Genomic DNA, 20,554 nt, shown 5'->3' on the forward strand with positions numbered 1-20,554 from the left:
AGTATCCACAGGGCGCCGAAATCATATGAAACATATATATTTCAGTGACTTATTAAGATTACTTTGCGTCAACAATGAAACTTATCCACAAGGCATTCTTGACGTAACGGGAACAATTGCGTCCAAAGCGAGGCGAATCGCCGCACCGGGCAAAGTGTCGCGCGACGGTCGGTAGAGGCCGGATTTCAGTGGAAATCTCGGCTCGGGAAAAGCCGTTTCGCCTGCTCGCGCGGATGGCGTGCGGTGGTCTGCGGACGGGGCCTCGGAGCGTCGTCCGCCTGGGGGGTGGTGAGCCCCAGAACGTCGTCGAGCGGGTGCCCCAGATCGGCCAGTCGCGGGGACAGATCCTCGATCTTTTCGGCGATCAGATGGACCACAACCCCCTCCCGTTCGAGCCGCCCCGAGACCCGTAGAAGACGCCCCCCCATCACCGCCCGGCGGAACCGCTCATAGAGCTTCGGCCAGACCACGACATTGCTCACACCGGTTTCGTCTTCCAGCGTGATGAAGATCACCCCGGAGGCCGTTCCGGGGCGCTGTCGGGTGATCACGAGGCCGCAAACGGTGACCCGATTTTGCCGCGTGCCGACCAGTTCGCAATGTGGCGTGAGACCGGAAATCGAGGGGCGCAGCAGCTCCATCGGATGGGCGCGGAGGCTCAATCTGAGCGCCACGTAATCCTCCACGACCTCCTCTCCCAGATGCATCGCGGGCAGCTCCACCGCCGGTTCGCGCCCTCCTTCCCCGTCCATCGGATCGGCAAAAAGCGGTAGCGGCGCGGGGGCGCGGATCGCCTTCACGGCCCAAAGCGCATCGCGCCGCGTGAGGCCAATTCCGGCAAATCCATCGGCCTCGGCGAGCCGTTCAAGCACATGCGGCGGCGTGCCCGCGCGCAGCCACAGGCTCTCGGGATCGGGGTAGCCATTGCCCCGTGCGGCGACGATCCACCCCGCATCCTCCTCGCGAAATCCCTTGATCTGGCGAAAGCCCAGACGCAGCGCCAGGGCCCCGTCCGCGCGGCGTTCCAGCGAGCTGTCCCAGCCCGAATGGTTCACGCAAACGGGCCGCACTTCGATCCCGTGTTCGCGCGCGTCCCGCACGATCTGGGCGGGCGCGTAGAAGCCCATCGGCTGCGAATTCAGCAGCGCGCAGGCGAAGATCGCGGGGTGGTGGCACTTCAGCCAGGAGGAGACATAGGTGAGATGCGCAAAGGCCGCCGCGTGGCTTTCCGGGAAGCCGTATTCGCCGAACCCCTCGATCTGGGAAAAGCAGCGATCGGCGAAATCGGGCGTGTAGCCGCGCGCCAGCATGCCTTCGACAAAGCGGTCGCGGAAGGTGCCGATCGTGCCCATCTTGCGGAAGGTCGCGAGCGAGCGGCGCAGGCGGTCGGCCTCCTCCGGGGTGAAGCCAGCAGCCACCACCGCGATCTGCATCGCCTGCTCCTGAAACAGCGGTACGCCGAGGGTTTTTCCCAGCACACCTTCCAGTTCTTTGGAGGGAAAATCGACCTTTTCGCGTCCCTGACGGCGGTTGATATAGGGGTGGACCATGCCGCCCTGAATGGGGCCGGGACGGACGATGGCGACCTCGATCACGAGGTCATAGAAGATGCGCGGACGCATCCGCGGCAGGAAGTTCATCTGCGCCCGGCTTTCGACCTGAAACACTCCCACCGCATCGGCGCGACACAGCATGTCATAGGTCGGCGCGTCCTCCTGCGGGACGGTCGCGAGCGACATGTCGAGCTTCTCGTGCCCCGCCAGAAGGTCGAAGCTTTTGCGGATGCAGGTGAGCATCCCGAGGCTGAGCACATCGACCTTCAGGATGCCCAAAGTGTCGATATCGTCCTTGTCCCATTCGATGCAGGTGCGCCCCTCCATCGCCGCATTCTCGATCGGACAAAGCGCGTCGAGGCGGCCTTTCGTGATGACGAAGCCGCCGACATGCTGGCTGAGATGGCGCGGAAATCCGATGATCTCGCCGATCAGTTTCAACGTCTGCGACAGCCGCCGATCGGTGGGGTCGAGGCCCAGATCGCCCATCCGCGCATGGTCCGGCCCCTTGCCGGAGATACCCCAAATTTGGCCCGCGAGGCTTGCCGTGACATCGGCGCTCAGCCCCATCACCTTGCCCACCTCGCGGATCGCAGCGCGGGTGCGGAAATGGATCACGGTCGCGCAGAGGCCAGCGCGGTCGCGGCCGTAGCGCTCATAGATCCACTGGATGACTTCTTCGCGGCGCTCATGCTCGAAATCGACGTCGATATCGGGCGGCTCGCCGCGATATTTCGAGATGAAGCGCTCGAAGACCATACCGATCTGGTCGGGGCTGACATCGGTGATGCCGAGCGCCCAGCAGATGATCGAATTGGCCGCCGAGCCGCGCCCCTGACACAGGATACCGCGGCTGCGGGCGAAGCCCACGATGTCATGGACGGTGAGGAAGTAGGCGGCGAAGCCCAGCTCGGAGACGAGACGCAGTTCCTTCTCCAGCAACCCCGCATGACGTTCCGAGATCCCCCCCGGAGAGCGCCGCGCCAGCCCCTCGCGGGCAAGCCGGTCGAGCCGGTCCTGCGCGGGCTCGTTCTGCGCGACCTCATCGGGATATTCGTAGCTGAGTTCGTCGAGATCGAAGCCGCAGCGCGCCGCGATCTCGCAGCTTCGGCGCAGGGCGGCGGGGTGGCGACGGTAGAGCCGCGCCATGTCCTCGGCCCCTTTCAGGCGGCGTTCCGCATTGGGCAGCGCGCGGGTGCCAAGCGCGTCGATCGTGCAGCCCGCGCGCAGGCAGGTCAGCACATCGGCCAGCTGCCGGCGCGACCCGCGATGCATCAGCACGTCGCCGGTCGCGACCATCGGCGTCGAGGCCCGAAGCGCGAGCGCCGCGCAGGCATCGAACCAGCGCTGATCCGAGCCGTCATAGCGCGGTGGCGCGCCAAGAAAGACCTGTCCCGGAAAGCGCCGCCGCATCTCCTGCAGCGGGCGGTAGGCGCGGGCCAGATCGGCGGGCGGCAGGGCGATCAGGATCATCCCCGCGCAGCCCTCCAGCAGGTCCGCGCGGGTCAGGTGACACTCCCCTTTCCCCGCCCGGCGCTTGCCGCGGGTCAGAAGCTGGCTCAGCCGGTGATAGGCCGCGCGGTCTGTGGGCAGCGCCACCCACTCGACCGGGCAATCGGTCAGCACCAGCCGCGCGCCGACGATCAGCTTCGGCAGTTTCGCGGTCGTCGGCCGGGCCAGATCCTGCGGCGAGCCGATAGGCTGGCGAGAGCTTTCGTCGCGCTGCAGTTCCGAGCGGATGCGCAGCGCCTCGCCGATCTCGCGCTTGAGCTCCTTGAGCGCCGAGAAGGCCCGGACCACGCCCGCGAGCGAGTTGCGGTCGGTGATCGCGATGGCCTCCAGCCCCAGCTCGGCGGCGCGCACCATCAGTTCTTCGGGGTGAGATGCGCCGGTGAGGAAGGTGAAGTTGGAGGTGGTGCAAAGCTCGGCATAGGCGAGCGGAATGGCGGGCGTGTTGGCGGTGGTCACGACCGTGGAGGGGGCGCTGCCCCCGCGCCCGTCGGGCGCCCCTCGGGATATTTCTGCCAAGGCGAAGGGGGCGATCATGCGAAGACCCCCTCGACATACCAGCCGGGATCCTGCGGCGTGTGGAACATCCAAAGCCGCAGCCCCTGCCCGGTCTCGACGCGCCAATAGTCGCGCATGCCGCGCCGCCAGTTCGGATCGTCGAACCACCATTCCGGGGTCAGCCGCTCCGGCCCCTCGATACGTTCCGCGCTGAGCGACTGGCGGCGCCAGCGGAAGCGGCGGGGCGGATCGGGGGCGTCGGACATGAGCGGCTCGGGCGGGAACAGCCGCAGCGGGCGGGGATGCGGCTGGTGCCAGTTGCCCTCGGGGTCGGTGAAGGCGGCGGGCGCGATCAGGAAGCTGCGCTCGGGGATATGGCTGTCGGCGGGCAGGTAACGCTGGACGTTCTCCAGCCCGATGCGCAGCCCGATCCGGGTGATCAGATCGCCCAGCTTGTCGCGCCGCTCGGTGGCGATTGCGCCGATCTGGCGAACGGGCAGTGCCTCGACCTGCGTGGCGGCGAGGCGCATCTGGTCGATGCCGAAGCCCGCGTCGATATCCTCGATGCCGCGCGCGAAGAGGGCCGCGATCCGGGTGGGGTCGCGGAGCGGGGTGGCCAAGCGCAGCTCGACCTCCTGGCTGGCCTGATCGACGCGGCGCAGGGTGAGGCAGAGCACCCGCGCGCCGGTCTCGTTTTCCTTGAGTTTGACGCAGAGCCGGTCCAGCAGCCGCTCGATCCCCGCCATCACGTCGTCCTGCTCGCCGATCGGCTCGGGCAGGGTTAAGCGAGTGCCGTAATGGGGCGGATCGGCCACGGGCGAGACCTGTTCGGGCAGATCGCCCAAGGCCTGATCGAGCCGCGCCATCAGCCCCGCGCCGAAGCGGCGCACGAGGGGCGCGCGCGGTGTGCGGGTCAGATCACCGATCTCGCGCAGGCCTAGCCGCTGCAGCCCGGTGACCGTATCATGCGGCAGGCGCAGCGCGGCCACCGGCAGCTTGCCCAGTGCCGAGAGCCGCGCGCCCGGCGCAGCCCGGCCGGGGGCGAAATGCGCCAGCGCCCAGGCCGCACCGCGCGTGTCGGCGAGGCCCAGCCGCGCGGTGATCCGGGCGCGCTCCAGCCGGGCGGCCATCTCGGCCATCATCGGCTCCTCCCCGCCCCAGAGGTGATCCGAGCCGGTGATGTCGAGCACCAGCCCCTCGTCCTCCAGCCCCACCCAAGGGCAGTAGCGCGTGGCCCAGCGGCGCAAAGTTTCGAGAAACTGCGCCTCGCGGGCGGGATCGGCGGGCGCGGTCTGCAGCGCGGGGCAGAAGGCGCGGGCCTCGGACAGCGCCATGCCGCGGCCGAGCCCCTGCCCCTCGGCCGCGGCGTTCAGGCAGTGCAGCCGGTCGGTGTTGCCCTCGCGCAGGACCAGCGCGAAGGGCCCCTCAACGAGCCGCGCGCGAAGAACCCGGTCGCTCGCCAGCCGGGGAAACCAGAGGGTGAGAATACGCCGTGTGCGCCCGTCGAGCATGTCGCTGAGCCTAGGGTTCGAGTCATTTGTTCGTGCTTTGTTCTTTTTAGATCTCGCGGGATGCGGAGTCGAGTCCGTCTCGCGGAAGGGCGCGTATCAGGGGGTGGCGATCGCACCCTCGACGAAGGCGATCAGGCGCGGCAGGCAATGGGTGCGCAGATCGTAACGCTCGCACATATGGGCGCGGGCTGCCTCGCGCATCGGGGTGAATTTTTGCGGGGTCGCCAGCCCTTCGGTGAGCGCCTTCGACCAACCAGGGATATCGAAGAAATCCACCAGCCGCCCGGTCTGTCCGTCGGTGATCACCTCGCGCACCGGCGCGGTATCCGAGGCCACGATGGCGCAACCCGCGGCCATCGATTCCATCAGCGACCAGCTGAGCACGAAGGGATAGGTCAGATAGGCATGGGTGCGGCTGACATGGAGCATGTCGACGTAATCGCCGTAAGGGATGCGGCCCAGAAAATGCACGCGGCTCATGTCCAGTCGGTCGCGCACCTCGTCGAGGAATTTCTGCTTCCAGCTTTTGGCGTCCTTCGGCGGGGCGCCATAGCTTTGACCCTCCTCGCCCACGATCAGCACATGAGCCTCGGGCCGCGCGGCGAGCACATCTGGCAGCGCGCGCATGAAGGAGTGGTAGCCGCGATAGGGTTCGAGCGAGCGGTTCACGAAGGTCAGAACCTCGTCGCCGGGGCGGAAGGTGAGCGTCGTCTCCGGCACGGTGAAGCGCGCCTGCGGGTTCGGCGCGAGCCGCGCACAGTCCACCCCGTCATGGCAGATGGTGAGCTTGGCGCGCAGCTCCGGCGGGAAGGTTTCGGCCTGAAACTCGGTCGGGGCAAGCCCCGCATCGGCCTGCACCATCGACTGGATCAGATGGGCCGAACGTGCGGTGGTGGAGATCCGGGTCTCGAGGCCGGGGCGCTGGAACTCGGCATCGAAATCCGTGTCCATCCCGGTCGTGCGATACATCAGTTCGGCATAGACCAAGAGTTTCGCCTCGGGCCAGACCTCGCGCAGGAACAGCGTCTCGCCCCAGCCGGAATGGCCGAAAATCACATCCGGCACATAGCCGTGCCTGTCGCGCAGCTGCCGGGCGGCGAGCGCGACCTTTGCCCCGCGCGCCGCGCTTTCGGCGTAGAGGCGCGTGAGCCGCGAGGACATCTCGACCGGATCGGGCTTGCGGTATTTCACCACCTTCACCGGCGAGGGGCGCTGGTTCGTCTCGACCGTCAGGGCCAGAATGTCATGACCGCGTGCGGCCAGAGCCGGTGCCAGATGTACGAACTGGCCCGGGAAGTTCTGGTGAACGAAGAGGATCTTCATGCAATCTCGGGGGTCAGCGAACTCTCCCCCAAGGCGGCCACCATCAACTGGCGGGTATAGGCGGTCTGCGGATTGGCGAAGACCTCCGCCGCGTTGCCCGCCTCGACCACGTCGCCGCGCTTCATCACCATGATCTTGTGGCTGAGCGCGCGCACCACCCGAAGGTCGTGGCTGATGAACAGATAGGCGAGCCCGTGGCGTTTCTGCAGGTCGCGCAGCAGGTCCACGATCTGCACCTGCACCGTCATGTCGAGCGCGGAGGTCGGCTCGTCCAGCACCACCACCTTGGGGCGCAGGATCATCGCGCGGGCGATGGCGATCCGCTGGCGCTGGCCACCCGAGAATTCATGCGGGTAGCGCTCCATCATCGCAGGATCGAGCCCGGTCTCCTCCATGATCTCGGCCACCATCTCGCGACGGTTGCGGCCCGGATCGACCCCGTGGACGGTCAGCCCCTCGCCGATGATCTGCTCCACCGTCATGCGCGGGGAGAGCGAGCCGAACGGGTCCTGGAACACGATCTGCATGTCACGGCGCAGCGCGCGCAGCTTGTTCGCCTGCCAGCTGGAGATGTCCTGGTTCTCGTAGATGATCGGCCCTTCGGAGGCGATGAGCCGCATGATCGCGAGCGCGAGCGTGGTCTTGCCCGACCCGGATTCGCCCACGATGCCCAGCGTCTCCCCTGCCCTCACCGACAGCGAGGCGTCGTTGACCGCCTTCACGTGACCGATGGTCTTGCGCAGCAACCCGCGCTGGATCGGAAACCAGATTTTCAGATGCTCGGTGCGCACCAGTTCGGGCGCGTTCTCGGGCACCGGTTCGGCGCGGCCGGTGGGTTCGGCCTCCAGAAGTTTCTTCGTATAGGGGTGCTTGGGGTTGGCGAAGATGTCTTCGGTCTCCCCCTGCTCCACGATCTCGCCATGCTGCATGACGCAGACCCGGTCCGCGATGCGCCGCACCACGCCGAGGTCGTGGCTGATGAACAGCAGGCTCATCCCCATGTCGCGCTTCAGATCGGCCAGCAGTTCGAGGATCTGCGCCTGAATCGTCACGTCGAGCGCGGTCGTCGGCTCGTCCGCGATCAGTAGATCGGGCCCGTTCGCGAGCGCCATCGCGATCATCACGCGCTGGCGTTGCCCGCCAGAGAGCTGGTGCGGGTAGTCCTGCAGCCGGTCCGCCGGGTTCTGGATGCCGACCTTGTCGAGCAGGTCGATGATACGTTTCTTGGCCTCTTCGCCCGTCACGCCCTGGTGCAGCGCGAGGCTTTCGCCAATCTGTTTTTCCAGCGTGTGCAGCGGATTGAGCGAGGTCATCGGCTCTTGGAAGATGAAGCTGATATCGTTGCCGCGCACCTGCATCAGCTCGCGCTCGGTCGCGCCGACCATCTCGCGGCCCTCGTAGCGGATCGAGCCTTCGACCTTGGAATTGCCACCCACAAGCGTCACGGTCGAGAGCGCGGTCACGGATTTGCCCGAACCGGACTCGCCCACCAGCGCGACGGTCTCGCCCGCATTCACGGTAAAGCTCACGCCTTTCACGGCGGGGGTGAATTTGCCCTCGGAGCTGAAGGCGACCTTCAGATTTTCGACCTCGAGAACCGGTTTCATCGGAACACCTTTCTGGGATCGAACGCGTCACGGATGCCCTCGAAGACGAAGACCAGAAGCGAGAGCATGATGGCGAAGGTGAAGAAGGCCGAGAAGGCCAGCCACGGTGCTTGCAGGTGCTGCTTGCCCTGCAGTGCGAGTTCCCCAAGCGACGGCGCGGAGGACGGCAGCCCGTAGCCCAGATAATCGAGCGAGGCGAGCGCGCCGATCGCACCGGTGATCACGAAGGGCAGCATGGTCAGCGTCGCGACCATCGCATTGGGCAGGATGTGGCGGAACATGATCACCCGGTCCGACACGCCAAGCGCACGGGCGGCGCGGACATATTCGAAATTGCGCGCGCGCAGGAACTCGGCGCGGACGACGCCGACCAGCGCGGGCCAGCCGAAGAGGATCGAGACCATGACAAGCAGCCAGAAACTTCGGCCCAGGATCGCGAAGAGGATGATGATGACGTAGAGCGCGGGCGTGGAGGACCAGATCTCCAGAATACGCTGGAAGAACAGGTCCACCTTGCCGCCGAAATAGCCCTGTACGGCACCCGCCGCGATCCCGATGATCGAGCCGATCCCGGTCACGATCAGCGCGAACAGCACCGAGGTGCGGAAGCCGTAGATCACCCGCGCCAGCACGTCGCGCGCGGTGTCATCCGTGCCCAGCCAGTGATCGGCATCGGGGGCCGAGGGCGCGGTGCCCACATCGTTGATCGTGTTGAAGCTGTAGGGGATCGGCGGCCACAGGAGCCAGCCTTTCTCGATCTTCTCGCCATCGACCTCGCCCGCCTGCAGCGCCTCGTTCGCGAAGGCTTTCGGGTCGTCCGCGTCGAAGCAGCCCTCGGTGCCGCCCGTCTCGATCAGGCATTGCACGGTCGGGTCGCGATAGATCGCCTCGGTGCGGAAATCGCCGCCGAAGGCGGTCTCGGGGTAGAAGTTGTAGATCGGAAAATACAGCTCGCCGCGGTAGCTGACCACGATGGGTTTGTCGTTCGCGATGAACTCCGCGAACATCGCGAGGACGAAGAGCACGGCGAAGATGATCGCGGACCAGAAGGCACGGCGATTGGCCTTGAAGTTGCGCCAGCGGCGTTGGTTGAGAGGAGACAATGCCATCAGCCGGACCTCTTCTCGAAATCGATCCGCGGGTCAACGAAGACATACATCATGTCGGAGATAATGTTCACGACGAGCGAGATCAGCCCGAACATGTAGAGCGTGCCGAAGATCACCGGGTAGTCGCGCTCCACCGCCGCCTGGAAGCCCAGCAGGCCCAGACCGTCGAGCGAGAAGATCGTCTCCACGATGATCGACGCGCCGAAGAAGATGCCGAGGAACTGCGCCGGGAAGCCCGCGATCACGATCAGCATCGCATTGCGGAAGACGTGGCCATACAGGACCTTCTTCTCGGACAGGCCCTTGGCGCGGGCGGTCATCACGTATTGCTTGTTGATCTCGTCGAGGAAGGAGTTCTTCGTCAGCAGCGTCATCGTGGCGAAGCTCGCGATGGTCGTGGCCGTCACCGGCAGCGCGATGTGCCACAGGTAATCGAGCGCCTTGCCGATCATCGTCAGCTGATCGAAATTATCCGATGTCAGGCCGCGTAGCGGGAATATCTTGAAATAGCTGCCGCCAGCGAACAGCACCATCAGCATAACCGCGAACAGGAAGCCCGGGATCGCATAGCCCACGATGATCGCGCCGGAGGTCCAGGTGTCGAAGGGCGTGCCGTCGCGCACCGCTTTGCGGATGCCGAGCGGGATCGAGATGATATAGGCGAGGATCGTCGACCACAGACCCAGCGTGATCGAGACCGGCATCTTGTCGATCACGAGGTTCACGACGCTCTCGTTGCGGAAGAAGCTGTTGCCGAAATCGAAGGTCAGATAGCCCTTCATCATGATCGCGAAGCGCTGCCAGGCCGGGATCTTCTCCTTGTGGCAGGCCGGGTCCGCCAGATCGGGCGTGCCGGTGAAACCGTCGTCGCAGACGATCCGCGCGAAGCCCATCTGCACCTCGAGCTGGTTGAGCAGCTCCGGAGAGATACCGCGCGCGCCCTGATAGCCGCTATCCTCGACGCCGCCCTGGTTCTGCGTACCCGCATCCCCACCGCCCGAGATATTGCGCATCGAATCCGCCTCGCCCTGCACGCGGGCGATCACTTGCTCGATCGGCCCGCCGGGGACGAATTGCGTCAGCGTGAAGTTGATGATCATGATTCCCAACAAAGTGGGGATCACCATCAGCAATCGCCGCAGGATATAGGCGCCCATGTCCGGCCCTCTGCTCGTTTATCGGCGGTCGCTCAGAGTGCGCCGCTCGCTTTCAGTTTCTTGGCCTTGTCGGCGTCATACCACCAGAAATCCAGCTCTCCCAGAGCGTAAGGCGGCAAGTTTTTCGGGTGATCGTACATATCGTAGTAAGCGACCGTATAGGTGGGCTTGAACCATTGCGGCACCCAGAAGCGCAGGGCGCGCAGGCTGCGGTCCAGCGCATGGACGCGCGGCAACAGCTCTTCTTCGGTATTCGCCTCTTCGACCATCCGGATCATCTTGTCGATCGCCGGGTTCTTCAGCCCCATCGCGTTGAACACGTCATCGGTCGAGCCCGAGCCGAAATACTGCTGCAGGTTCGAGCCGGGGATTTCGTCCTGCCCCAGATGGGTGGTGATCATGTCGAAGTCGTGGCTGCGACGGCGGTTCTCATATTCGCTGTCGTCGACGCGGTCCATTCTGGCGTCGATGCCGAGCGCGCGCAGGTTCTGCACATAAGGGTTGATGACACGGTCGAAGGTCTGGCTGTCATTGAGGATCGCGACGGTCAGTTTCTCGCCCTTGTCGTTGCGGCGCATCCCGTCATCGCCGACGGTCCAGCCCGCATCTTCCAGCAGCTTCGCCGCCTTGCGCATATTCTTGCGGTCCAGCTGGCGCTTGCCCGAGACCGGCTGGATCACCGCATCGTCGGTCAGGATGCCATCGGGCAGGTCCTTGGCGAGCGGTTCGAGGATTTTCTTCTCCGCGTCCGAGGGCTTACCCTGCGCCTGCAGCTTGGAGTTTTCCCAGAAGCTCTCGACCCGGTCATAGAGCCCGTAGAAGAGCGTTTCGTTCGACCATTCGAAATTGAAGACGAGCCCCAGCGCCTCGCGCACGCGGACGTCGTCGAATTTCGGCTCGCGCAGATTGATCGCAAAGCCCTGCCCCGAGGCGATGTTGCCGTTGGGCAGTTCCGCCTTCACGACCTCGCCCGACTGCATCGCCGGGAAGTCGTAAGCGGTGGCCCAGATGATCGAACTGGCCTCGTTGCGGAAGGTGTAGGTGCCCGACTTGAAGCCCTCGAAAGCCGATTGGTAATCGCCGAAATACTCGACGCGGATCTTGTCGAAATTCGAGCGCCCCTTGTTGATCGGAAGATCCTTGCCCCAATAGTCGGGGTTACGCTTCCACGTGATCGCGCGATTGCTTTTGACGCTGTCGAACACGTACGGCCCCGAGCCGATGAAGGGCACCGGCGAGGTCTGCGACAGGTCGATGTTCTCCTTCTCGAACTGCGCCTTGGAGAAGATCGGCAGCGAGGCCACCGACTGGATGATATCGCGGCGCGGGTAATCGGGCTGGAACTCGAAACGGATGTGTGTGTCGTCGATCGCCTCGGCCGATTTGACCTGCTGGGCGATCACCGCGCGGAAGGAGCTCAGCCCTTTGTCGCGCAACTGTTCATAGGAGAAGACCACATCCTGCGCGGTCAGCGGCGTGCCGTCGGAGAACTTGATCCCGTCGCGCAGCGTGAAGACGACCCAATCCTTGCTCGGCGGATATTCGAGGCTCTTGCAGAGCAGGCAATACAGTTCCCCCACCGTATCGGCGGTGCCTTCCATCAACGATTCCAGCGGCACCGACGACAGCGCGGCGGCACGACCCTGGATCGAATAGGGATTGTAGTTGTCGAATCCGCCCGGCGCCCATTCCGAGATCTCGCCGCCCTTGGGCGCATCCGGATTGACGTAATCGAGATGGGTGTAGTCGGCGGGGTATTTCAGATGTCCGAGCGTCGCGATCCCGTAGGAGGTGATCGTATCGCCGCTTTGCGTGCTGTCTTGTGCATGTGCGCCGAAGGCCAGTCCCGCCCAGATCAGACCCGCTGCAACCAGCCCGCTCAGCGCGCGCGGCGCCACCTGCGTCCAATCCGTATCGATCGCTTTACTCGCCACTCGCGCTTTTGCCATGCACACCTGCTCCCTGCTCCAAAGCGTTTTCGCGTCCGCCTAGCTAAAAGCCTAAGTGCGCAGGGAGCAAGTTACGAATCTGTAAAGCAGGACGGGAAATGCAAAAGGCCGCCCAAAGAGGCGGCCTTGAGAAGATTCGAGAGGGATTTGCCTCAGTTCGAATTCTCTTGCAGATAGGCGATCACGTCGTTGCGGTCTTCGGGCTTCTTCAGACCGGCAAAGGACATCTTGTTGCCCGGGATGTAGTCTTTCGGGTTTTCCAGCCACGAGTTGAGCGCTTCGAGCGTCCATTCGCCACCGTGGCTCTTGAGGGCGTCCGAATAGGAGAAGTCCCCGACCGAGGCGACCGCGCGACCGACCACGCCGTCGAGATGCGGGCCAACGCCGTTCTTGCCTTCCATCGAGTGGCAGGCCTTGCACTTGCCGAAGATTTTCTCGCCCTTGGCCGCGTCGCCGGTGCCAAGCTCGATCTGTGCGACTTCCTCTTCCTGAGCCGCGCCATCGCCTGCGTTCTCAGTCGCCAGCAGATCGCCGGGGGCTGCGGACATCATGTCCTTCATCTCGTGCTCGCTGCCGCCCGAAGCGTCGTGGCTCTCGCCAACGGTATAGAGCGCGCTCGAGGCCCAGGCCGTGAGCAGGAAGAACAGCAACGCGCCCAGAAACGCGCCCGCCGCCTTGGTAAAGGTCATGGTATTGAACATGTCTCGTCCCTGATATGCGTCGTCGTCCCGCGCATCTATCCGCACAGGGCCTTTCAGATCAAGGGAACTTTACCAGATGTGATCGGATTTTCAGAGGGTGGATAATGAATGACGCAGCGTGAGCCTCCCGCGCCCCGGCCCTTCCCTTCCGCGCGGGCACGGGCTAGGCAGGGCGCAAGACAAGATCAGTGCGGGGGATTGCACATGAGCCGCCAAGGACAATCGCCGAAAACCGGTCGGATCGCCTTTCAGGGTGAGCTGGGCGCCTATTCGCATCAGGCTTGCCGCGACGCGCGCCCGGACCTCGAGCCGGTCCCCTGCCGCACCTTCGAGGACGTGATCGCCGCCGTGAAGAAAGGCGATGCCGATCTCGCGATGCTGCCGGTGGAGAACTCCACATACGGGCGGGTGGCCGACATTCACCGCCTGTTGCCGGAATCGGGGCTGCATATTCTCGATGAGGCCTTCGTGCGTGTGCATATCAGCCTGATGGCCCTGCCCGGCGTCGAGATCGAAGAGCTGGAAAAGGTCCGCGCGCATCTGGTGCTTCTGCCGCAGGCGGCGAGCTTCCTCGCGCGCTACGGCATTCGCGGCGAAGCCGCCGCCGACAGCGCGGGCGCCGCCGCCGAGCTCGTGCAGGCGCAGACCCGCAGCGTCGGCGTGCTGGCCTCGGACATGGCGGCCGAGACCTATGGCCTCAACATCCTCGCCCGCCACATCGAGGATCACGCGCATAACACCACGCGCTTCCTGATCATGGGCACCGAGCCCGACACCCGCCCGCGCGGCGAGAAGATGATGACCACCTTCGTCTTCCGGGTGCGCAACATCCCGGCCGCGCTCTACAAGGCGATGGGCGGCTTCGCGACCAATGGCGTGAACATGACCAAGCTGGAAAGCTACATGGTCGGCGGGCATTTCACCGCAACCCAGTTCTATGCCGATGTCGAAGGTCACCCGGACGATCCGGCGCTGGCGCGTGCGCTCGAAGAACTGGACTACTTCACCAGCTATCTGGAAATTCTGGGCGTCTATCCGGCCGCCCCCGAACGCGACGGCTAAGGATCAGGGCGTCAGGCGGACTTCTCGTGCTGACGCTCGATATCCTGGGCGAACTGGTCGATCCGCTCCTTGAAGCGGCGTTCCAGATTGCCCTTGCCGAGCTTGGCCGACTGGATCATCAGCCGCGCGCCGAGGCTGCGCGGCCTCAGGTCCAGCCCGACCTGCAAACGCGTGCGGGTCTTCGACAGATCGGTCAGATCGAAATCCATCACCGCCTCGAAGCTGTTCGACACTCCCTCGTAGATGATCAGTTCCGGCACCTCGAAATGCTTCACATCGGTGATCATCTGGCGCTGCTTGCCGCGAAAGCGGAAACCGATATCCCAGGACATGCCCGCGCCGGGTTCGCTCAGCGTGTCGAGCCGTTTCAGCGTGATCCCGCGCCGCATCGCCACCCGCTCGAAGCTGCCGAAATCCGCGAGCCGCTCGAAGACGAAACCGGCGGGCGCGGAAATATCGGTGCGGGTCGACAATTTCATCAGGCGAGTTCCTCAGGGCAGACCGGAGGCCGGGGAGTGGCGCACCGTGCGGGGCAAACTGGCCTCATTCCAGCCGATCTGCAAGCCACTCGCGCATCAGCCAGCCGGCAATCGCGCCTTGGCGTGGCGCAGATATCTCAGGATCGCGCCCCGCCACCACCTGCAGCAGCCGCTCGCGGCTGATCCAGCGCGCATCGGCGATCTCGACCGGGTCGATCGTGATCTCGGTGGTGGTCGCCACCCCGCGACAGCCCAGCATCAGGGAAGCCGGAAACGGCCAGGGCTGCGAGGCCACGAGAGAGACCTCACCCACCGCGACGCCGCTTTCCTCGAAGACCTCGCGGCGCACGGCTGCCTCCACCGTCTCGCCCGGCTCCATGAACCCCGCAAGGCAGGAATACATCGTCTCGGGCCAATGCGGGCCGCGTCCCAGCAACAACCGGTTGCCGTGGGTGATCAGCATGATGACCACCGGATCGGTGCGCGGGAAATGGTGCCGCTCGCAGACCGGGCAGCGCCGATGCCAGCCAGCCTGTTCGGCTTCGCTTTCGGCACCGCAGGTGGAGCAGAAGCGATGCGTCCGGTGCCATTCCACGAGCCCGCGCGCGGTGGCTGCGATCTCCGCCTCGACCGGGCTCAGAAACCCCATCCGCCCGCGCAGCTCGGCGAAGACGATATCGTCGGGCAGATCGGGATGGCGCTGCTCGGAGGCGTCGAAGAAGGCAGCCCCATCGGGTCGCTCGCCATCAGGCTCGAACGCAGACACATCGCGGGAAAACAGCGCAAACCCGTCGTGAAGCCCGAGGAAAATCTCCGGTCCCGGCATCGCATCGAGCGCCGCTTCGCCCGCGCGCAGAAGGTGCAGCCCTTCGGGCCCGAACAGCGGACGCCCGCGCCAAAGCGCAACCACCCGCGCAGTCTCGCTTGCGCGCAACTCCGCGAGCCGCCCTGCGTCGCCCCGCAGATGAGCCGCCCGCTCGAGCGCACCCGGCGCTTCGGCGAAGGCCAGCCCCCGCGGATCGAGCACGCGTCCTTGAGACAGTCGGGCGGGCTGCGAAATCGGTTGCTCGGTCTCGGCGAGGGAATCGGGCGGCATGAAAAACTCCTGCGGAACGCCCTACCCATGCCACGAGCCGCCGACCGGAGACCAGTGCCGATCAGGTGACGCGCATCGGCCACATTCGCCACCCGCCTTACCTCGCAAGTACGTTACGTCAATTTAAAACTTGGCAAATGACCGACCTCTACTCTAGGTTGCGTGTGGGGACACGCGACCGCCAAAAGGCGGCATTACAACGATAAAAGGTCAATTACAGGCCAAGGGGATCATATGGGAAAACTGTCTGACCGGGATTGGCCCGGCCAGTTTTCGGATCAGCGCGTCACACTCGCACTGAGGCTTCTCGAGACGACCGATTTGCATGGTCAAGCTCGGGGCTACGATTACTTCAACGACCGCCCCGCCCCGCGCAGAGGCTTGGCAGCGCTGGCCTCGGAAATTGCGCAGGCGCGCAGCGAAGCCCCGAACTGCCTTCTGTTCGATTGCGGCGATTTCCTTCAGGGCACGCCGTTGACGCAGCTCTGGAGCGAGCCATGCAAGATCGCAGGCAGCCACGACGGCGAAAATCCGATGATCGCAGCGATGAACGCGTTGGGCTACGACGCGGCGGCGCTTGGCAATCACGAGTTCGATTTCGGGATCGAGCCGCTCGCTCAAGCGTTGGAAGCGGCGAAATTTCCGATGCTCTGCGCCAATCTGAGCGCCTCCATCGGCACGCCGATCCGGCCTTGGGCGATGCTCGAACGCAGCCTGCTCGACAGTCACGGCATCGAGCGGACCCTGCGCATTGCGGTGATCGGCGTGCTGCCGCCCCCTAGCCTCGCTTGGCTCGAGACCCGCCCCGGGGCCGAGCTTTCGACCTCTTCGCTTCTGGAGGCCACGGAGGCGCAACTGCGCATGATCCACGCGTCAGGGGCCGATCTTGTCGTCGCCCTCGCCCATACCGGGATTTCGCCGCTGCCGCTGGAAGAGGGTACGCCGCAAGGCTCCGACACTTCCGCAGAACGCGCGGCGCTTGCGATCGCTCGGCTCGACGGGGTCGACATCGTACTGGCCGGGCATGACCATCACGGCTTTCCCGATGCCACACGGCCGGCCTTCGCGGGGATCGACCCCGTTCTCGGCACGCTTCACGGCAAGCCCGCGCTCAATGCGGGCGCGCGCGGGACACATCTGGGGGTGCTCGACCTCGTGCTGGAGCAGACGCAGGACGGCTGGAAACTCGCGGCGCATCGGGCGGAACTGCGCCCCGCGCAGCAGGAGACCGGACCGGACAGCGCAGCGGTGCCTGCCGCCTCCGATCGCGCCCATCGCCGCACGCTCGATCACATCCGCCGTCCCATCGGCACCACTGCTGACCCGCTGCACAGCTATTTCACACAAATTGCACCGGACCGGACGCTCGCGCTGATCAGTGCGGCGAAGCGGCGTTATGCCCGCGAACGGCTCGCCGGTCGCCCCGAGGCAGACTTGCCCCTCCTCGGGGCCGCGTCGAGCTTCAAATCGGGCGGCGCGGCGGGGTCTGCCCATTTCATCGACATCCCCCCCGGCCCGCTGCGGATGAGCCATGTCGATGATATCTACCTGTTCAACAATACCGTAGGCGCGGTGGAGCTGAACGGCGCGGAGCTACGCGACTGGCTCGAACAGGCGGCCTCGATCTACAATCAACAGCATCCCGACGGGCAGTTGCGGATGCTCTGCGACCTCACCTTCGCGAGCTACCATTTCGACGTGATCTCGGGGATCACCTACGAGATCGACCTCTCTCAACCCCCGCGTTTCCGCCCCGATGGCAGCCTGCGCCCCGCCGCGCCCGGGCGCATCCGCGACCTGCGCCATGAGGGCGCTCGGATCAGCAACACCGACCGCTTCATCGTCGTCAGCAATGATTTCCGCCTGTCGGGCGGCGGCGGCTTCAAGCGGCGGGGCCGCCCCGTTCCAATCGATCCGGAGCCGGTGCTGGTGCGCGATCTGCTGCTCGAAGAGATTGATGCGCAGGAGGGACCGCTCCATCTCGACGCCCCACCGATCTGGCGGTTCTCTCCGCTGTCCGGTGCGCGTGCGCTCTACCATACGGGTCCCGGTGCCGCGGCCTATCTCTGCGAACTGGAACAGGCGGGGCTGCGCGCGTCTTCCGGACCGGTCGACGCGAATGGGTTTCTGCCCCTCGAGATTTCGCTCTGAGCCCTCGCCGATGCCGCGCCTAATTTTCTTGCATTCTTACAGCACCCCGCCCAAAACTTAATCACGGAACCGTGAGCACCCCGCCTGTTCGCATGGCGCGCGCGGTTTGAGTTTACCCCCGCGCGCCGCCGGTCAGGATCGGGGCGAAAACGGATTAACGAAGTGAGGGATATCATGCTGCACATCAAACCGGGGCTTTTCGCGGCGCTCGCGCTCGGCCTCTCGGCCACGCTGGCTCAGGCCGAAACCAAGATGCCTTTCGCGCTGGACTGGAAATTCGAAGGCCCCTCGGCGCCCTATTTCCTCGCCGTGGACGAAGGCTATTACGGCGAGGCCGGGCTCGACGTCGAGATTGCAGAGGGCAAGGGTTCGCTCGACGCGATCCCGAAAGTGGCGACCGGCGCCTATCCGGTGGGCTTCGCCGATATCAACTCGCTGATGAAATTCCTCGACCAGAACCCCGGCGCGCCCGTCACCGCGGTGATGATGGTCTATGACAAGCCGCCCTTCGCCGTGGTCGGCCGCAAGTCGCTGGGCGTGAACGTGCCCAAAGACCTCGAAGGCAAGGTGCTGGGCGCACCGCCGCCGGATGGCGCATGGGCGCAATTCCCGATCTTCGCCAAGGAGACCGGCCTCGACATGGACAAGATCAAGGTCGAGCCCGTCGGCTTCCCCACGCGCGAGCCGATGCTGGCCGAGGGCAAGGTCGATGCGGTCACCGGCTTCTCCTTCTCCTCGACGCTCAACCTCAAGCGCCTCGGCGTCGGCATGGATGACCAGTCGATCCTGCTGATGGCCGATTACGGCGTGGCGCTTTACGGCAACGCGATCATCGTGAACACCGATTACGCGAAAGCCCATCCCGAAGAGATCACGGGCTTCATCAGAGCGACCGCCGAAGGCTGGAAAGCCGCCGTCGCCGATCCGGGCAAGGCCGTGGACGCTCTTCTCAAGCGCAACCCCGCCGCCGACAAGGATCTGGAGACCGAGCGCCTGCAGATGGCGATCGATGCCAACGTCCTGACCGATTACGTCAAGGAAAACGGCATGGGCGGGATCGACGCCGACCGCATGGCCACCGCGATCGAGCAGACGAAGACCGTCTACGAGTTCCAGAACACGCCGGACGCAGCGCTCTATTTCGACAGCGAATACCTGCCCGACGCGGCAGAGCTGAAGATCGACTGATCCGTCACCGTCTCGGGGGCGGGCGCCGCAGACGCGCCCGCCCCTTTTCTCTGCCTTCTCGCGCCGGACCCTCATGGAAAACCTCATCGACATTCGCGGCGTGACCCACGCCTATCAAACCAAGCATGGCCCGCTGCCCGTGCTCGACCATCTCGACATCCGCGTGCCGCAGGGCGAGTTCTGCGCCGTGGTCGGCCCGTCGGGCTGCGGGAAATCCACCCTCACCCGTCTGGTGGCGGGGCTGATGAAGCCCGATCAGGGCGAGGTCTGGCTGCATGGCGAGAAGGTCACCAGCCCGCGCAAGACCGTCGGCATGGCCTTCCAGAACCCGGTGATGCTGGAATGGCGCTCGATCATCGAGAACGTGATGCTGCCTCTGGAGATCGTGGCTCCGGGCATGGCGAAATCCGAGAAGGTCGCGCGCGCCGAGCATCTGCTGGAGATGGTGGGCCTGAAGGGGTTCGAGACCAAGCGCCCCTCCGAGCTGTCCGGCGGGATGCGCCAGCGCGCTTCGCTCTGCCGCGCCATCGTGCACAAGCCGGATGTGCTGATCATGGACGAACCCTTCGGCGCGCTCGACAATTTCACCCGCGAGGACCTGTGGCAGACGATGCGCGATCTGCGCGCCGCCGAGCCCTTCACCGCCGTGCTGATCACCCATGACCTGCGCGAGAGCGTCTTCCTCGGCGATCAGGTCATCGTGCTCTCGGGCCGCCCGGCGCATACGCAATATGTGCTGGATGTGGACCTGCCGAAGGATCGCACGATCGATGTTCTCTATGAGCCGAAAGCCGTCGACATGCTGCATCTGCTGCGCGACCAGATCCGGATCGCTCAGGGCCGCGACGAGGAGATGCACTGATGGACTTCAAGAAAATCCTAACCCCGATCCTGTCGATCATCGCTTTCCTCGCGATCTGGGAATTCATCGTCTGGGCGAACGGTTGGCCGAATTACGTCATGGCCTCGCCCTCGGACCTGCCCGCCGCCTATATGCGCTACTGGAACCTGTTCCTGATCGATAGCTGGCAGACGCTGTGGCGCACCGTGGCAGGCCTAGCGATCTCGATCGTCTTCGGGACGTTCCTCGGGATGGTGATGGGCTTCTCGCGCACCGCCCGCGATGCGCTCTATCCGCTTCTGGTGGGCTTCAACGCGGTGCCGAAGGCGACCGTGGTGCCGGTGCTCGCGCTGCTGTTCATCGGCGCGCATGACTTCAACACCGTGCTGATGGCCTTCATGATCTCCTTCTTCCCGATCGCCGTGTCGGTGGGGATCGGTCTGTCCACGCTCGAGCCCGAATATCGCGATATTCTCGGCGCACTGGGGGCCTCGAAATTCACCATCTTCCGCAAGATCGCCCTGCCGAAAACGCTGCCCGAATTCTTCGGGGCGCTGAAGGTCTCGGTGACGCTGGCCTTCATCGGCACCAACCTCGTCGAGATCATCTCGCCGCACGGCAAGGGCCTCGGCGCGCTGTTCCTGTCGGGTCAGACCAACGGGGATTACCCGCTGATGTTCGCGGTGCTGATCGCCTTGGCCTTCCTCGGCATCCTTCTCTATTACGCCGTTGTCGCGCTGGAGAAGATCTTCGCAGGCTGGGCTGAGCGGCAACCGGGTTAAGGGGCGCTGCCCCCCCGTCGCCGGAGGGCGACATTCAG

15 protein-coding genes are annotated in these 20,554 nt (G+C 64.9%); 5 read left to right on the forward strand and 10 right to left on the reverse strand.

The window, feature by feature from the left end:
* Positions 1-185: 185 nt before the first annotated feature.
* The 8 genes from F8R15_RS00345 to F8R15_RS00380 form a co-directional block, all read right to left on the reverse strand.
* A complete protein-coding gene (locus F8R15_RS00345) occupies positions 186-3,599 on the reverse strand; it encodes an error-prone DNA polymerase (RefSeq protein WP_152842819.1) in 3,414 nt (1,137 codons plus the stop codon).
* Positions 3,596-5,071 carry a DNA polymerase Y family protein gene (locus F8R15_RS00350; protein ID WP_152842821.1) on the reverse strand — a complete coding sequence of 492 codons (1,476 nt, stop codon included), beginning with the start codon at positions 5,069-5,071 and terminating at the stop codon, positions 3,596-3,598. Before F8R15_RS00350 ends, F8R15_RS00345 begins: the two co-directional genes overlap by 4 nt.
* 96 nt (positions 5,072-5,167) lie before the next feature.
* Complete coding sequence (locus tag F8R15_RS00355) at positions 5,168-6,394, reverse strand: glycosyltransferase (protein ID WP_152842823.1); 1,227 nt, start codon at positions 6,392-6,394, stop codon at positions 5,168-5,170.
* Entirely contained in the window at positions 6,391-8,001 is a 1,611-nt protein-coding gene (locus tag F8R15_RS00360; protein WP_152842825.1) for an ABC transporter ATP-binding protein, read from the reverse strand. Before F8R15_RS00360 ends, F8R15_RS00355 begins: the two co-directional genes overlap by 4 nt.
* Positions 7,998-9,110 (reverse strand): ABC transporter permease, encoded by a 1,113-nt coding sequence (locus F8R15_RS00365; protein ID WP_078569392.1) that lies wholly within the window; start codon positions 9,108-9,110, stop codon positions 7,998-8,000. The genes F8R15_RS00360 and F8R15_RS00365 overlap by 4 nt, the downstream gene beginning before the upstream one ends.
* On the reverse strand, positions 9,110-10,267 hold the full coding sequence (locus F8R15_RS00370) for a microcin C ABC transporter permease YejB (RefSeq protein ID WP_078539650.1): 1,158 nt from the start codon (positions 10,265-10,267) through the stop codon (positions 9,110-9,112). Before F8R15_RS00370 ends, F8R15_RS00365 begins: the two co-directional genes overlap by 1 nt.
* Before the next feature lie 32 nt (positions 10,268-10,299).
* The gene (locus tag F8R15_RS00375; RefSeq protein WP_152842827.1) at positions 10,300-12,216 is read right to left on the reverse strand and encodes an extracellular solute-binding protein; all 1,917 of its coding nucleotides are present in this window, start codon (positions 12,214-12,216) and stop codon (positions 10,300-10,302) included.
* A 152-nt stretch (positions 12,217-12,368) separates the two neighbouring features.
* Entirely contained in the window at positions 12,369-12,917 is a 549-nt protein-coding gene (locus tag F8R15_RS00380) for a cytochrome c family protein (protein ID WP_152842829.1), read from the reverse strand.
* A 204-nt stretch (positions 12,918-13,121) separates the two neighbouring features.
* On the opposite strand from F8R15_RS00380, the gene F8R15_RS00385 reads away from it, so the two are divergent.
* Positions 13,122-13,979, forward strand: coding sequence for a prephenate dehydratase (locus F8R15_RS00385; protein ID WP_078539653.1), 858 nt, complete (start codon positions 13,122-13,124; stop codon positions 13,977-13,979).
* A gap of 11 nt (positions 13,980-13,990) precedes the next feature.
* On the opposite strand, the gene F8R15_RS00390 is transcribed toward F8R15_RS00385, so the two are convergent.
* A complete protein-coding gene (locus F8R15_RS00390; protein ID WP_152842830.1) occupies positions 13,991-14,458 on the reverse strand; it encodes an SRPBCC family protein in 468 nt (155 codons plus the stop codon).
* Between the two features lie 64 nt (positions 14,459-14,522).
* Positions 14,523-15,554, reverse strand: a complete 1,032-nt coding sequence (gene nudC / locus F8R15_RS00395; RefSeq protein WP_152842832.1) for an NAD(+) diphosphatase — start codon at positions 15,552-15,554, stop codon at positions 14,523-14,525.
* 234 nt (positions 15,555-15,788) lie between these two features.
* On the opposite strand from nudC, the gene F8R15_RS00400 reads away from it, so the two are divergent.
* The 4 genes from F8R15_RS00400 to F8R15_RS00415 all read left to right on the forward strand — a co-directional run bounded on the left by F8R15_RS00400 (position 15,789) and on the right by F8R15_RS00415 (position 20,516).
* Positions 15,789-17,705 (forward strand): 5'-nucleotidase C-terminal domain-containing protein, encoded by a 1,917-nt coding sequence (locus F8R15_RS00400; RefSeq protein ID WP_152842833.1) that lies wholly within the window; start codon positions 15,789-15,791, stop codon positions 17,703-17,705.
* A 174-nt stretch (positions 17,706-17,879) separates the two neighbouring features.
* On the forward strand, positions 17,880-18,893 hold the full coding sequence (locus F8R15_RS00405; RefSeq protein ID WP_152842834.1) for an ABC transporter substrate-binding protein: 1,014 nt from the start codon (positions 17,880-17,882) through the stop codon (positions 18,891-18,893).
* 73 nt (positions 18,894-18,966) lie between these two features.
* Complete coding sequence (locus F8R15_RS00410; protein ID WP_078539658.1) at positions 18,967-19,755, forward strand: ABC transporter ATP-binding protein; 789 nt, start codon at positions 18,967-18,969, stop codon at positions 19,753-19,755.
* A complete protein-coding gene (locus tag F8R15_RS00415) occupies positions 19,755-20,516 on the forward strand; it encodes an ABC transporter permease (protein WP_078519584.1) in 762 nt (253 codons plus the stop codon). The genes F8R15_RS00410 and F8R15_RS00415 overlap by 1 nt, the downstream gene beginning before the upstream one ends.
* Positions 20,517-20,554: the final 38 nt, after the last annotated feature.

The sequence above is a fragment of the Thioclava sp. JE_KL1 genome (assembly GCF_009296265.1).
Classification (GTDB): Bacteria; Pseudomonadota; Alphaproteobacteria; order Rhodobacterales; family Rhodobacteraceae; genus Thioclava.

Excerpts from the sequence above, each read along its gene's own strand:
- F8R15_RS00345 (WP_152842819.1), bottom strand. The coding sequence starts at position 3,599 with ATGATCGCCCCCTTCGCCTTGGCAGAAATATCCCGAGGGGCGCCCGAC.
- F8R15_RS00350 (WP_152842821.1), bottom strand. The coding sequence starts at position 5,071 with ATGCTCGACGGGCGCACACGGCGTATTCTCACCCTCTGGTTTCCCCGG.
- F8R15_RS00355 (WP_152842823.1), bottom strand. The coding sequence starts at position 6,394 with ATGAAGATCCTCTTCGTTCACCAGAACTTCCCGGGCCAGTTCGTACAT.
- F8R15_RS00360 (WP_152842825.1), bottom strand. The coding sequence starts at position 8,001 with ATGAAACCGGTTCTCGAGGTCGAAAATCTGAAGGTCGCCTTCAGCTCC.
- F8R15_RS00365 (WP_078569392.1), bottom strand. The coding sequence starts at position 9,110 with ATGGCATTGTCTCCTCTCAACCAACGCCGCTGGCGCAACTTCAAGGCC.
- F8R15_RS00370 (WP_078539650.1), bottom strand. The coding sequence starts at position 10,267 with ATGGGCGCCTATATCCTGCGGCGATTGCTGATGGTGATCCCCACTTTG.
- F8R15_RS00375 (WP_152842827.1), bottom strand. The coding sequence starts at position 12,216 with ATGGCAAAAGCGCGAGTGGCGAGTAAAGCGATCGATACGGATTGGACG.
- F8R15_RS00380 (WP_152842829.1), bottom strand. The coding sequence starts at position 12,917 with ATGTTCAATACCATGACCTTTACCAAGGCGGCGGGCGCGTTTCTGGGC.
- F8R15_RS00385 (WP_078539653.1), top strand. The coding sequence starts at position 13,122 with ATGAGCCGCCAAGGACAATCGCCGAAAACCGGTCGGATCGCCTTTCAG.
- F8R15_RS00390 (WP_152842830.1), bottom strand. The coding sequence starts at position 14,458 with ATGAAATTGTCGACCCGCACCGATATTTCCGCGCCCGCCGGTTTCGTC.
- nudC (WP_152842832.1), bottom strand. The coding sequence starts at position 15,554 with ATGCCGCCCGATTCCCTCGCCGAGACCGAGCAACCGATTTCGCAGCCC.
- F8R15_RS00400 (WP_152842833.1), top strand. The coding sequence starts at position 15,789 with ATGGGAAAACTGTCTGACCGGGATTGGCCCGGCCAGTTTTCGGATCAG.
- F8R15_RS00405 (WP_152842834.1), top strand. The coding sequence starts at position 17,880 with ATGCTGCACATCAAACCGGGGCTTTTCGCGGCGCTCGCGCTCGGCCTC.
- F8R15_RS00410 (WP_078539658.1), top strand. The coding sequence starts at position 18,967 with ATGGAAAACCTCATCGACATTCGCGGCGTGACCCACGCCTATCAAACC.
- F8R15_RS00415 (WP_078519584.1), top strand. The coding sequence starts at position 19,755 with ATGGACTTCAAGAAAATCCTAACCCCGATCCTGTCGATCATCGCTTTC.